Annotated in this window: 9 protein-coding genes, 1 tRNA gene and 1 pseudogene; 1 reads left to right on the top strand and 10 read right to left on the bottom strand. The window is 62.8% G+C overall.

Going from position 1 to position 13,709, the window contains the following annotated elements:
* Positions 1–130: 130 nt before the first annotated feature.
* Positions 131–1,087: a LysR family transcriptional regulator gene (locus F3J10_RS22120; protein ID WP_025101109.1), complete on the top strand. Its 957-nt coding sequence runs from the start codon at positions 131–133 to the stop codon at positions 1,085–1,087.
* Between the two features lie 118 nt (positions 1,088–1,205).
* On the opposite strand, the gene rpoC is transcribed toward F3J10_RS22120, so the two are convergent.
* From rpoC to tuf, 10 genes and pseudogenes are all read right to left on the bottom strand, one after another.
* Positions 1,206–5,468, bottom strand: coding sequence for a DNA-directed RNA polymerase subunit beta' (rpoC, locus tag F3J10_RS22125; protein ID WP_025101108.1), 4,263 nt, complete (start codon positions 5,466–5,468; stop codon positions 1,206–1,208).
* 21 nt (positions 5,469–5,489) lie between these two features.
* A complete protein-coding gene (rpoB, locus tag F3J10_RS22130; RefSeq protein WP_025101107.1) occupies positions 5,490–9,599 on the bottom strand; it encodes a DNA-directed RNA polymerase subunit beta in 4,110 nt (1,369 codons plus the stop codon).
* A 375-nt stretch (positions 9,600–9,974) separates the two neighbouring features.
* Positions 9,975–10,349, bottom strand: a complete 375-nt coding sequence (rplL, locus tag F3J10_RS22135) for a 50S ribosomal protein L7/L12 (protein ID WP_013696354.1) — start codon at positions 10,347–10,349, stop codon at positions 9,975–9,977.
* A gap of 54 nt (positions 10,350–10,403) precedes the next feature.
* The gene (gene rplJ / locus F3J10_RS22140) at positions 10,404–10,901 is read right to left on the bottom strand and encodes a 50S ribosomal protein L10 (protein ID WP_013696353.1); all 498 of its coding nucleotides are present in this window, start codon (positions 10,899–10,901) and stop codon (positions 10,404–10,406) included.
* A gap of 297 nt (positions 10,902–11,198) precedes the next feature.
* Positions 11,199–11,897 (bottom strand): 50S ribosomal protein L1, encoded by a 699-nt coding sequence (rplA, locus tag F3J10_RS22145; protein WP_013696352.1) that lies wholly within the window; start codon positions 11,895–11,897, stop codon positions 11,199–11,201.
* Positions 11,898–12,329: a 50S ribosomal protein L11 gene (gene rplK, locus F3J10_RS22150; RefSeq protein WP_013696351.1), complete on the bottom strand. Its 432-nt coding sequence runs from the start codon at positions 12,327–12,329 to the stop codon at positions 11,898–11,900.
* Between the two features lie 141 nt (positions 12,330–12,470).
* Positions 12,471–13,028, bottom strand: coding sequence for a transcription termination/antitermination protein NusG (nusG, locus tag F3J10_RS22155; protein WP_013696350.1), 558 nt, complete (start codon positions 13,026–13,028; stop codon positions 12,471–12,473).
* Between the two features lies 1 nt (position 13,029).
* The gene (secE, locus tag F3J10_RS22160; protein ID WP_012734344.1) at positions 13,030–13,410 is read right to left on the bottom strand and encodes a preprotein translocase subunit SecE; all 381 of its coding nucleotides are present in this window, start codon (positions 13,408–13,410) and stop codon (positions 13,030–13,032) included.
* 39 nt (positions 13,411–13,449) lie between these two features.
* Positions 13,450–13,525: transfer RNA gene (locus F3J10_RS22165), tRNA-Trp, on the bottom strand.
* 57 nt (positions 13,526–13,582) lie between these two features.
* Positions 13,583–13,709: pseudogene (tuf, locus tag F3J10_RS22170) on the bottom strand (elongation factor Tu); the annotation flags it as partial.

Consider the following 13,709-nt stretch of genomic DNA (forward strand, 5'->3'; position numbering starts at 1 on the left):
GTGCCCGGTTCGGCGATCGACCGTGCACGGGGTCTTTATCGATAGCCAGAAAACATTAGTCAAATTTCAAGTTATTATTCGCTGCATAATTGAAATTTATAGTTTGCCCACGACCCGCCCGGACCTCACGATGCGCGCCGATTTCTCCCGCTTCCTCAACGATCGCCTCGACTGGAACCTGCTGCGCACCTTCCTGGTGATCATGCAGGAGCGCAGCCTGAGTCGCGCCGCCGCGCGCCTGCACGTGACGCAGCCGGCGGTGAGCCAGGCGCTCAAGCGGCTCGAGGATGCGCTCGAGCACCGGCTGATCGAGCGGCGCGGCCCCTACTTCGCGCCCACCGCCGCCGGCGACGCGGTCTACCGGATCGCCAGCGACCTGTACGGCACCATCTCGCGGCTCGACTCGGAGCTCGACGACCGCGCCGACATCACCGGCGCGATCCGCCTGCTCAGCATCAGCCGCATCGAGTCGCCGGTCTACGACGAATTCCTGGCCGAGTTCCACCGCACGCATCCGCGCATCGACCTGCAGATCGAGGTGATGCGCTCCTCCGACATCATTTCCTCGCTGCTGCAGAAGACCGCCACGGCCGGGCTCGGCCTGTGCCGCACGCCGCACGACAAGCTCGAGATGCGCCCCTTCCTGCGGCAGCGCTATGCGATCTTCTGCGGGCGCCATCACCGGCTGTTCGGCAAGTCCTCGCTGAGCATGGACGACCTGCTGGCCGAGAACTTCGTGTCCTTCACCAGCGACCAGCTCGGCGACAGCCTCTCGCCGCTGACGGTGTTTCGCGACCAGCGCGGTTTCACGGGCCGCATCGTGGCCTCCTCGCCGAGCCTGGACGAAGTGCGGCGGCTGATCTTCTCGGGTTACGGCATCGGCTGCCTGCCCGAGCACATCGTGCGCGACGACCTCGCCCAGCAGCGGCTCTGGCGACTGCCGCCGGACGAGGGCCTGGTCGACGTCGACGTGCACCTGCTCTGGCATCGCGAGCGCAAGATGAACGCGGCCGACCTGGCCTTCCTCGAGAGCCTGGAGCGCCACATGCGGCGCTATTCCTTCGCCGAGCGGCTCGGCGCGAAGTAAGGTTCGACGCCCGCGCAGGCGCCAACCACCGCGAAATCGACGGACGAAAAAAAACCGCCCGGTCGAAACCGGGCGGTCTTGATGGCGGAGCCTGGAAGGCGGCTTGCGCCGCGCTCGCTTACTCCGCGTTCGGGTGCTGCTGCGACTCGACGGTGTCGGGCGTGTCGGCAGCCGGCGTTTCCGGGATACCGAAATCGAAGGCCTCTTCCGCCGCGATCTGGTCGAAACGCTCGCGATCCGAGACTTCCTTGGTCCGGCGTGCCTTGTGGAACGCCAGGCCGGTACCGGCCGGGATCAGACGGCCGACGATCACGTTTTCCTTCAGGCCGCGCAGATCGTCGCGCTTGCCCATGATCGCCGCTTCCGTCAGCACGCGCGTCGTCTCCTGGAACGATGCCGCCGAGATGAACGAATCCGTCGACAGCGACGCCTTCGTGATACCCAGCAGGATGTTCTCGTAGATGGCCGGACGCTTGTCTTCCGCGATCATGCGATCGTTTTCGTCAAGCATGTCCGAACGCTCGACCTGCTCGCCCGGGATGAAGCGCGTATCGCCGTTGTCGGTGATCTGCACACGACGCAGCATCTGGCGAACGATCACCTCGATGTGCTTGTCGTTGATCTTCACGCCCTGCAGACGATACACGTCCTGCACCTCGTCGACGATGTAGCGCGACAGCGCCTCGATACCCTGCAGACGCAGGATGTCGTGCGGATCGGCCGGGCCGTCCACGATCATTTCGCCCTTGTTGACGACCTGGGCATCGTGGACCAGGACCTGCTTTTCCTTGGCGATCAGGAACTCGTGCTGGTTGCCCTCGAGATCCGTGATGACCAGGCGCTGCTTGCCCTTGGTGTCCTTGCCGAACGAGGTGGTACCCGTGACTTCGGCCAGGATGCCGGCATCCTTCGGCGAACGCGCTTCGAACAGTTCCGCCACCCGCGGCAGACCGCCGGTAATGTCACGCGTCTTCTGCGCTTCGGTCGGGATACGTGCGAGCACTTCACCCACCTGCACCTGCTGGCCGTCCTTCACGGTGATCAGCGCGCCGACCTGGAAGCCGATCTGCACCGAGTGCTCGGTGTTCGGGATCTTCACTTCCTCGCCGTTCGCGTCGAGCAGCTTGACCTGCGGGCGCACGCTCTTCGAGGCTTGCGAGCCGCGGCGCTTCACGTCGATCACGACGAGCGTCGACAGCCCCGTCACGTCGTCGATCTGCTTGGCGACCGTCACGCCTTCCTCGACGTTCTCGAACTTCACCGTACCGCCGTACTCGGTGATGATCGGGCGCGTCAGCGGATCCCAGGTGGCCAGTTGCGTGCCGGCCTTGATCACGTCGCCGTCGAGCTGCAGCAGCGTCGCGCCGTACGGGATCTTGTGACGTTCGCGCTCGCGGCCGAGATCGTCGGTGATCATGGCCTCGCCCGAACGCGAAATGACGATCTGCTCGCCCTTCGCGTTGGTGACGTAGCGCATGGTCGCCGTGAAGCGGACCGTACCGTTGCTCTTCGCCTCGACCGACGAAGCCACCGCCGCACGCGAAGCCGCGCCGCCGATGTGGAAGGTACGCATGGTCAGCTGCGTGCCCGGCTCGCCGATCGACTGCGCGGCGATCACGCCGACCGCCTCGCCGACGTTGACGAGCGAACCGCGGCCCAGGTCGCGGCCGTAGCAGGCAGCGCACAGGCCGTAACGCGTTTCGCAGGTCAGCGCGGTGCGCACGCGCACCTCGTCGATGCCGAGACGTTCGATTTCCTCGACCGCCGTCTCGTCGAGCAGGGTGCCCGATTCGTACAGCGTTTCCTGGGTTTCCGGGTTGACCACGTCGGCCACGGCCACGCGGCCGAGAATCCGGTCGCGCAGCGCCTCGACGACTTCACCGCCTTCCACCAGGGCCTTCATGGCCACGCCGTTGCTCGTGCCGCAATCGTCCTCGACCACCACCAGATCCTGCGTGACGTCGACCAGACGACGCGTCAGGTAACCCGAGTTCGCGGTCTTCAGTGCCGTATCAGCCAGACCCTTACGTGCACCGTGGGTCGAGATGAAGTACTGCAACACGTTCAGGCCTTCGCGGAAGTTCGCCGTGATCGGCGTCTCGATGATCGAGCCGTCCGGCTTCGCCATCAGGCCGCGCATCCCGGCCAGCTGACGGATCTGGACCGCGGAACCCCGCGCGCCCGAGTCGGCCATCATGTAGATCGAGTTGAACGATTCCTGGCGCGTTTCCTTGCCGTCGCGATCGACCACCGGCTCCGTCGAGAGCTGCTCCATCATCGCCTTGCCGACCGCTTCCGACGTCGCCGACCAGATGTCGACCACGTTGTTGTAGCGTTCCTGGGCGGTGACGAGACCCGACATGTACTGGCGGTCGTATTCCTTCACCTTCTTCGCGGCGTCGCCGACGATGGTTTCCTTCTGCGTCGGCACCAGCATGTCGTCCACGCAGATCGAGATACCGGCGCGCGTCGCGAGACGGAAGCCCGACTGCATCAGCTGGTCGGCGAACACCACGGTCGCGCGCAGACCGCACTTGCGGAACGCGGTGTTGATCAGGCGCGAGATTTCCTTCTTCTTCAGCGGCTTGTTCAGCACCGAGAACGGCAGGCCGGCCGGCAGGATTTCCGACAGGATCGCGCGGCCGACGGTGGTCGCGTACAGCGAGATCTTCGGCACGAACTGCGGCGCGCCTTCCGACTTGTCCTCGTTGTGGACCATTTCGGTGATCCGCACGTTGACGCGCGAAGCCAGCTCGACTTCCTTGTTCTCGTACGCACGCAGGACTTCCGACACGCCCGTGAAGGACATGCCCTCGCCCTTGCCGTTGACGGCTTCGCGCGTCGCGTAGTACAGGCCGAGCACGATATCCTGCGACGGCACGATCGACGGATCGCCGTTGGCCGGGAACAGCACGTTGTTCGAGGCCAGCATCAGCGTGCGCGCTTCCATCTGCGCTTCCAGCGACAGCGGCACGTGGACGGCCATCTGGTCACCGTCGAAGTCGGCGTTGAACGCCGCGCAGACCAGCGGGTGCAGCTGGATCGCCTTGCCTTCGATCAGCACCGGCTCGAACGCCTGGATGCCCAGGCGGTGCAGCGTCGGCGCGCGGTTCAGCATCACCGGATGCTCGCGGATCACCTCTTCGAGGATGTCCCACACCACCGCCGTCTGGTTCTCGACTTCCTTCTTCGCGGCCTTGATGGTGGTGGCCACGCCCATCACTTCGAGCTTGTTGAAGATGAAGGGCTTGAACAGCTCGAGCGCCATCAGCTTGGGCAGGCCGCACTGGTGCAGCTTCAGCGTCGGGCCCACCACGATGACCGAACGGCCCGAGTAGTCGACGCGCTTGCCCAGCAGGTTCTGACGGAAACGACCGCCCTTGCCCTTGATCATGTCGGCCAGCGACTTGAGCGGACGCTTGTTGGCGCCCGTCATCGCCTTGCCGCGACGACCGTTGTCGAGCAGCGAATCGACCGCTTCCTGCAGCATGCGCTTTTCGTTGCGCACGATGATCTCCGGCGCCTTCAGCTCGAGCAGACGCTTCAGACGGTTGTTCCGGTTGATCACGCGGCGATACAGGTCGTTCAGGTCCGAGGTCGCGAAACGGCCGCCGTCGAGCGGCACCAGCGGACGCAGTTCCGGCGGCAGCACCGGCAGGACTTCGAGGATCATCCACTCGGGCTTGATGCCCGAGCGCTGGAATGCCTCGAGGACCTTCAGGCGCTTCGCGTACTTCTTGATCTTCGCTTCGGAGCCGGTGTTCTTGAGCTCGGTGCGCAGCGTCTCGACCTGTTCGTCGATGTTGATCGCGCGCAGCAGCTCGCGAACGCCTTCCGCGCCCATCTCGGCGCGGAACTCGTCACCGTATTCCTCGACCTTGTTGTAGTAATCCTCCTCGGTCATGATCTGCCGCGCCTTCAGCGGCGTCATGCCCGGTTCGATCACCACGTAGGCTTCGAAGTACAGCACGCGTTCGATGTCGCGCAGCGTCATGTCGAGCACCATGCCCAGACGCGACGGCAGCGACTTCAGGAACCAGATGTGGGCGACCGGCGAGGCCAGCTCGATGTGGCCCATGCGCTCGCGGCGCACCTTGGCGAGCGTCACTTCGACGCCGCACTTCTCGCAGATCACGCCGCGGTGCTTCAGGCGCTTGTACTTGCCGCACAGGCACTCGTAGTCGCGGATCGGCCCGAAGATCTTCGCGCAGAACAGACCATCCCGCTCCGGCTTGAAGGTGCGGTAGTTGATGGTTTCCGGCTTCTTGACTTCGCCGAACGACCAGGAGCGGATCTTGTCCGGCGAGGCCAGACCGATCTTGATCGCGTCGAAGACTTCTTCCTGTTGGACTTGCTTGAATAGATCGAGCAGAGCTTTCATTGCTTTCTCTCCGTAGTCCGATTAGTTGCGATCGAGGTCGATGTCGATACCGAGCGAGCGGATTTCCTTCACCAGCACGTTGAAGGATTCCGGCATGCCCGCGTCGATCACGTGGTCGCCCTTGACGAGGTTCTCGTACACCTTCGTCCGGCCGTTCACGTCGTCCGACTTCACCGTCAGCATTTCCTGCAGCACATACGATGCGCCGTAGGCCTCGAGCGCCCACACTTCCATTTCCCCGAAACGCTGGCCACCGAACTGCGCCTTGCCGCCCAGCGGCTGCTGCGTGACGAGCGAGTACGGGCCGGTCGAACGCGCGTGCATCTTGTCGTCGACCAAGTGGTGCAGCTTCAGGTAGTGCATGTAGCCGACCGTCACGGTCCGCTCGAATGCCTCACCCGTGCGGCCGTCGTACAGGCGCACCTGGTTCTTCGACGGCGTCATGCCGAGCTGCTGCGCGATGTCGTCCGGGAACGCCAGGTCGAGCATCTTCGACATTTCCTCTTCGGTCGCGCCGTCGAACACCGGCGTGGCGAACGGAACGCCCTCGCGCAGGTTCTTCGCGAGTTCGAGGATCTCGTCGTCGCTGAAGCTCTCGAGGTCTTCCGCGCGGCCCGACTCGTTGTAGATCTTGGTCAGGAACACACGCAGTTCCTCGATCTTCGCCTGGCGCGCCAGCATTTCGCCGATCCGCCAGCCGAGGCCCTTCGCAGCCCAGCCGAGATGGACTTCGAGCACCTGGCCCACGTTCATCCGCGACGGCACGCCCAGCGGGTTCAGCACGACGTCGGCCGGACGGCCGTCGGCCATGTACGGCATGTCTTCCACCGGCACGATCTTCGAGACCACGCCCTTGTTACCGTGACGACCCGCCATCTTGTCGCCAGGCTGCAGGCGACGCTTGACCGCGAGGTAGACCTTGACCATCTTCAGCACGCCCGGCGGCAGTTCATCGCCTTGCGTGAGCTTCTTGCGCTTCTCTTCGAAGGCCAGGTCGAACTGGTGGCGCTTCTCCTCGATCGAGTTCTTGATCGCTTCGAGCTGGGCCGCCGCTTCCTCGTCCGCCAGGCGGATGTCGAACCAGTGGTAGTGGTCCAGATCCGACAGGTAGGCCTGGTCGATCTTGGTGCCCTTGGCCAGCTTCTTCGGGCCGCCGTTGGCGACCTTGCCGTCGAGCATGCGCGCCAGACGCTGGAAGGCATCGCCTTCCACGATACGCAGCTGGTCGTTCAGGTCGAGGCGGTAGCGCTTCAGTTCGTCGTCGATGATCTGTTGCGCGCGCTTGTCACGCACGATGCCTTCGCGCGTGAACACCTGCACGTCGATCACCGTGCCGCTCATGCCCGAGGGCACGCGCAGCGAGGTGTCCTTCACGTCCGAGGCCTTCTCGCCGAAGATCGCGCGCAGCAGCTTCTCTTCCGGCGTCAGCTGGGTCTCGCCCTTCGGCGTGACCTTGCCGACCATCACGTCGCCCGCTTCGACCTCGGCACCGATGTAGACGATGCCCGATTCGTCGAGACGGCCGAGCTGGATTTCCGCCAGGTTCGAGATGTCGCGCGTGATTTCTTCCGGTCCGAGCTTGGTGTCGCGAGCGACCACGTTCAGCTCTTCGATGTGGATCGACGTGTAGCGATCGTCCGCCACCACGTTCTCCGAGATCAGGATCGAATCCTCGAAGTTGTAGCCGTTCCACGGCATGAACGCGATCAGCATGTTCTGGCCGAGCGCGAGCTCGCCCAGGTCCGTCGAGGCGCCGTCGGCCAGCACGTCACCGCGCGCGACCTTGTCGCCCATCTTCACGATCGGACGCTGGTTGATGTTCGTGTTCTGGTTCGAACGCGTGTACTTGATGAGGTTGTAGATGTCGACACCGACCTCACCCGCCACCGCTTCGTCGTCGTTCACGCGAATCACGATACGGCCCGCGTCGACATAGTCGACCACGCCGCCGCGATAGGCCTGGACCGTGGTGCCCGAGTCGACCGCGCAGGTGCGCTCGATGCCCGTGCCGACCACCGGCTTTTCCGGACGCAGGCAAGGCACGGCCTGGCGCTGCATGTTCGAGCCCATCAGTGCGCGGTTCGCGTCATCGTGCTCGAGGAACGGGATCAGCGATGCGGCCACCGAGACGATCTGCGACGGCGCCACGTCCATGTACTGGATGCGGTCCGGCGTGACCATCATGGTTTCGCCCGCTTCACGCGCCGACACCAGTTCGTCGGTCAGCTCGCCCGTGTTCTCGTCCACCGAGGCGTTCGCCTGGGCGATCACGTAGCGGCCTTCCTCGATCGCCGACAGGTAGTCGATCTGGTCGGTCACCTTGCTGTCCGTCACCTTGCGGTACGGCGTCTCGAGGAAGCCGTATTCGTTCAGGTGGGCGTACAGCGCCAGCGAGTTGATCAGGCCGATGTTCGGACCTTCCGGCGTTTCGATCGGGCACACGCGGCCATAGTGGGTCGGGTGCACGTCACGGACTTCGAAGCCGGCGCGCTCGCGCGTCAGGCCGCCCGGGCCCAGTGCGGAAACACGGCGCTTGTGCGTGATTTCCGACAGCGGGTTGGTCTGGTCCATGAACTGCGAGAGCTGCGACGAACCGAAGAACTCGCGGATCGCCGAGGAAATCGGCTTCGAGTTGATCAGGTCGTGCGGCATCAGGTTTTCGCTTTCGGCCTGGCCGAGGCGTTCCTTCACCGCGCGCTCGACACGCACCAGGCCGGCGCGGAACTGGTTCTCCGCCAGTTCGCCGACGCAACGCACGCGACGATTGCCGAGGTGGTCGATATCGTCCACTTCGCCCTTGCCGTTGCGCAGCTCGACCAGGATCTTGATGGTCGCGAGGATGTCGTCGTCCAGCAGCGTCATCGGGCCGACGATCTCGTCACGGCCGACACGGCGGTTGAACTTCATGCGGCCGACCTTCGACAGGTCGTAGGCGTCTTCGCTGTAGAACAGGCGGTTGAACAGCGCCTCGACGGCTTCTTCGGTCGGCGGCTCGCCCGGGCGCATCATGCGGTAGATGGCGATACGCGCGGCCGTCTTGTCGGCCGTCTCGTCGACGCGCAGCGTCGAGGAGATGTACGGACCCTGGTCCAGATCGTTCGTGTAGATCGTCTGGATTTCCTTGATCTTCGCGTCGCGCAGCTTGTCCAGCACGCTCTCGGTGATCTCGTCGTTCGCGTTCGCGATCACTTCGCCGGTGTCGCCGTCGACCACGTTCTTCGCCAGCACGCGGCCGAGCAGGTAGTCTTCCGGCACCGAGATGAACTTGGTCTTCGCGGCTTCCAGGTCACGGATGTGCTTCGCGTTGATCCGCTTGTCCTTCTGGACGATGACCTTGCCATCGCGATCGCTGATGTCGAAACGCGCGACTTCGCCACGCAGGCGCTCGGGCACGAACTCCATCTGCGCGCCTTCGTCCATCAACGTGAAGTTGTCGAACACGAAGAAGTTCGCGAGGATCTGTTCCGGCGTCAGGCCGATGGCCTTCAGCAGGATCGACACCGGCATCTTGCGGCGACGGTCGACGCGGAAGTACAGGACGTCCTTCGGGTCGAATTCGAAGTCGAGCCACGAGCCGCGGTAGGGAATGATCCGCGCCGAGAACAGCAGCTTGCCCGAGCTGTGGGTCTTGCCCTTGTCGTGTTCGAAGAACACGCCCGGGGAACGGTGGAGCTGCGACACGATCACGCGCTCGGTACCGTTGATGACGAACGAGCCGGTCGGCGTCATGAGCGGAATTTCGCCCATGTACACTTCCTGCTCCTTCACTTCCTTGACCACCGGCTTGCTCGGCGATTCCTTGTCGAGCAACACCAGGCGCACCTTGGCGCGCAGTGCCGAGCAATAGGTCAGGCCGCGCTGCTGGCATTCCTTGATGTTGAATGCCGGCGACGACAGGGCATAGCTCACGAACTCGAGACGAGCGAAGCCATTGTGCGAAACGATCGGGAAAACAGAGGTGAAGGCGGCTTGCAGGCCTTCGGACTTGCGTTGTGCTGCAGACACTTCAGCTTGCAGAAACGTGCTGAATGATTCAAGCTGAGTGGCTAGCAGGAAAGGAACTTGGTGAACGATGGAGCGCTTCGCGAAACTCTTGCGAATACGCTTCTTCTCGGTGAAGGAATATTGCATACGATCTCCGAATCACGGCGGGCGCTATCGAGGCGGGATACCTGGACGTGTCAAACCCGAGTGTTCACCGACTGAGACCCGATAGCCGTGCGGCGGCTCGAGCCGAGAAGCTTGGTGGTTGGCCGCTACCAACCGCTGGCTGACGGCAGCGGATGCCTGTGTTGCCCGCTACCCGACCAAACTTGCCTTCTGCAGTCGCTTCAGAAGACAAAGAGAATCGCCGGTTGCACGCATCGCGATGCGCCTTGGGCGGTTTTCTTTGGCTTCTGGGGCCATCCATTTCGACACACGAATTGAGTGTCAAAACAGCGTCCCCACAAAGCACAAAAAGGCCGGCGGTATAAAACCGCCAGCCTTCGCGCAGCTCGTCGAAACTTACTTGATTTCGACCTTTGCGCCAGCTTCTTCCAGCTTCTTCTTCGCTTCTTCAGCGGCAGCCTTGGGCACGGCTTCCTTGACGGGCTTCGGTGCGCCGTCGACCAGGTCCTTCGCTTCCTTCAGGCCCAGGCCCGTCAGTTCGCGAACGGCCTTGATGACGGAAACCTTGTTGGCGCCCGTTTCAGCCAGGATGACCGTGAATTCGGTCTGCTCTTCGGCTGCAGCAGCTGCGCCGCCGCCTGCCGGGCCAGCAACTGCCACTGCAGCTGCCGACACGCCGAACTTCTCTTCGAACGCCTTGACCAGTTCGTTCAGTTCCAGAACAGTCATGCCTTCGACTGCTGCCAGGATGTCTTCTTTTGCGATTGCCATGTGAAATACTCCTAAATTGAATGCGGGTACAGCCAGCGATCTGTGATGCCGACGTTATGCAGCTTCGGCCTGCTTCTTCTCGGCCAGCGCGGCCAGGGCGCGCGCGAAACCGGAAACAGGCGACTGCATGACGAACAGCAGCTTCGAGAGCAGTTCTTCGCGGCTCGGGATGCTTGCCAGCGCTTGCACGCCAGCCTTGTCCATCACCTTGCCATCGAACGAACCTGCCTTGATGATCAGCTTGTCATTGCTCTTCGCGAAGTCGTTCACGACCTTCGCGGCAGCAATCGCATCTTCAGAGATGCCGTAGATCAGCGGGCCGGTCATCTGCTCTGCCAGCGTAGCAAACGGCGTACCTTCAACTGCGCGACGTGCCAGGGTGTTCTTCAGCACGCGCAGGTACACCTGCTTTTCACGCGCTTGCGCGCGCAGCTTGGTCAGATCGCCAACCGCAATTCCACGATACTCAGCCAGCACAACGGTCTGGGCCTTCGCGACTTGCGCGGAAACCTCAGCGACGACGGCTTGCTTGTCTTCTCTATTAAGCGGCACGGTTAGCCTCCAGAAACGATACGATCGGCATGGGCCTTTCGTACCTCGTTCAACAACGGCGTCCGAGTCGTCAGGAGTATTTCCGCCGCCGGCCCGGATCGCTCCGCGCCATCGGCTTCACCACTTCAAAACTTGTTCGGGTTCGCCATCTGCGTTGGCCTGCATTAAGGGAGTGCCTGCCTGCTGCCTCCCACCAACGGTCTTTGATAACCGGTCACCCTGCGCTCGCGCGCCGGGCAACCGCCCAAAGCCCTGGTTGGACGGCCCCACCGCGGCGGGGCCATCCGAATACTGCGATTACTGTGCGGCCAGCGACGATTGGTCGACGCGAACGCCGATGCCCATCGTGCTCGACAGCGCGATCTTGCGCAGGTACACGCCCTTGCTGGTCGCCGGCTTGGCCTTCTGCAGCGCTTCGATCAGCGCCGACAGGTTGGAGCGCAGCGCGGTCGGCTCGAACGATGCACGACCGATCGTGGCGTGGATGATACCGGCCTTGTCCACACGGAACTGGACCTGACCCGCCTTCGCGTTCTTGACTGCGGTGGCGACGTCCGGCGTGACCGTGCCGACCTTCGGGTTCGGCATCAGGCCGCGCGGGCCGAGGATCTGGCCCAGCGTACCGACGATACGCATCGTGTCCGGCGAAGCGATCACGATGTCGAAATCCATCTGACCGGCCTTGATCTGCTCGGCCAGGTCTTCCATGCCGACGATTTCAGCGCCGGCTGCACGAGCCTGCTCGGCCTTGTCGCCTTGTGCGAACACGGCAACGCGAACCGACTTGCCGGTACCTGCCGGCAGCACGACCGAACCGCGAACCACTTGGTCCGACTTCTTCGCGTCGATGCCGAGCTGGACTGCGACGTCGATCGATTCGTTGAACTTCGCGCTCGCGCATTCCTTCACGAGTGCCAGTGCGTCTTCGATCGCGTACAGCTTCTGACGGTCGACCTTAGCGGCAAATGCCTGACGACGCTTCGAGATCTTGGCCATTTACACGCCCTCCACGGTGATGCCCATCGAGCGTGCGCTGCCCGCGATGGTACGAACTGCCGCGTCCAGATCCGCTGCCGTGAGGTCAGGCATCTTGGTCTTCGCGATTTCTTCAGCTTGTGCGCGCGTGATCGAACCGACCTTGTCGGTGTGGGGCTTGCTCGAGCCCTTGTCGATCTTCGCTGCCTTCTTGATCAGGACGGTCGCCGGCGGCGTCTTCATCACGAACGTGAAGCTCTTGTCCGCGAATGCCGTGATCACGACCGGAACCGGCAGGCCCGGCTCCATGGCTTGGGTCTGCGCGTTGAACGCCTTGCAGAACTCCATGATGTTCAGGCCGCGCTGGCCCAGTGCCGGACCGACCGGCGGCGACGGGTTGGCTTTACCTGCAGGGATCTGCAGCTTGATAAAGCCGACAATCTTCTTTGCCATGTGTACACCTCGTTGGAACGCCAGGCTGGCGTTCGGTGAGTGATAACGCGCGTTCGCCATGTGGCTACTGACGCTCCTCAACGGTCAATGATGCGGACCGTAATCGCGACGACGGGCAGCGCGAAGGCTGCCCATCCAAACTCAGACTTTCTCGACCTGGCCGAACTCGAGCTCGACCGGTGTAGCCCGCCCAAAAATGGTGACGGACACGCGCACTCGCGATTTTTCGTAGTTGACTTCTTCGACCGTGCCGTTGAAATCGGTGAACGGGCCTTCCTTGACCCGGACCATCTCGCCCACTTCGAACAGGGTTTTCGGACGCGGCTTTTCCACGCCTTCCTGCATCTGCGACATGATCTTTTCGACTTCCCGCGGGGAAATCGGGCTCGGCCGATTGCGTGCACCGCCGACGAAGCCCGTCACCTTGGCCGTGTTCTTCACGAGGTGCCAGGTTTCATCCGTCATTTCCATCTCGACCAGCACGTAGCCGGGGAAGAAACGACGTTCGGTCACCGCCTTATGACCACCCCGGACTTCGACGACCTCTTCGGTCGGCACCAGGATCTGGCCAAACTTGTCTTGCATGCCGGCACGCTCAATGCGCTCCTGAAGCGCACGTTGCACGCTCTTCTCCATACCGGAGTAGGCGTGCACGACGTACCAACGCTTTCCGCTCGGGATCGCCGGAGTATCGCTCATATCATTTCCAACCCAGAATCGCCGAGAAAATCACCCATTCGATCGACTTATCGCTAAGCCAAAGGAAGAGCGCCATGACCAGCACAAACCCGAACACCACCAGCGTGGTTTGCGTGGCTTCCTTGCGCGTCGGCCATACGACCTTGCGCACCTCCCGGTAGGAATCCTTCGCGAAGGCGATGAAGCTCTTGCCCGGAAGCGACATCAGGGCGACGGCGACACCAGCGATGACCCCAACTGCCAATGCAGCGCCGCGGATGTACCACTCCTTGCCACCAAGCAAGAAGAAGCCCGCAAATCCGGCCAAGACCAGCAATACGCCCAGGCCCAGCATCAGCTTATCGCCGGAGGTATTTACAGTTTCGACGGATGGATTCGCCATAACACCTTAAAACAAATGCCACGTCTGAACGTGGCGATTTGGCAGGGGCAGAGGGAATCGAACCCCCAACCTTCGGTTTTGGAGACCGACGCTCTGCCAGTTGAGCTATACCCCTGTACCAATGGGACCGGACAGCTCCGGCCCCAAAACTGTCGATCAGCGACTAACTGGCTTAGTCGAGGATCTTGGCGACGACGCCGGCGCCGACGGTACGGCCACCTTCGCGGATCGCGAAGCGCAGGCCTTCTTCCATCGCGATCGGAGCGATCAGCTTCACCGTGATCGACACGTTGTCGCCC

The organism is Burkholderia sp. Cy-637 (assembly GCF_011753175.1).
Lineage (GTDB): Bacteria > Pseudomonadota > Gammaproteobacteria > Burkholderiales > Burkholderiaceae > Burkholderia > Burkholderia gladioli.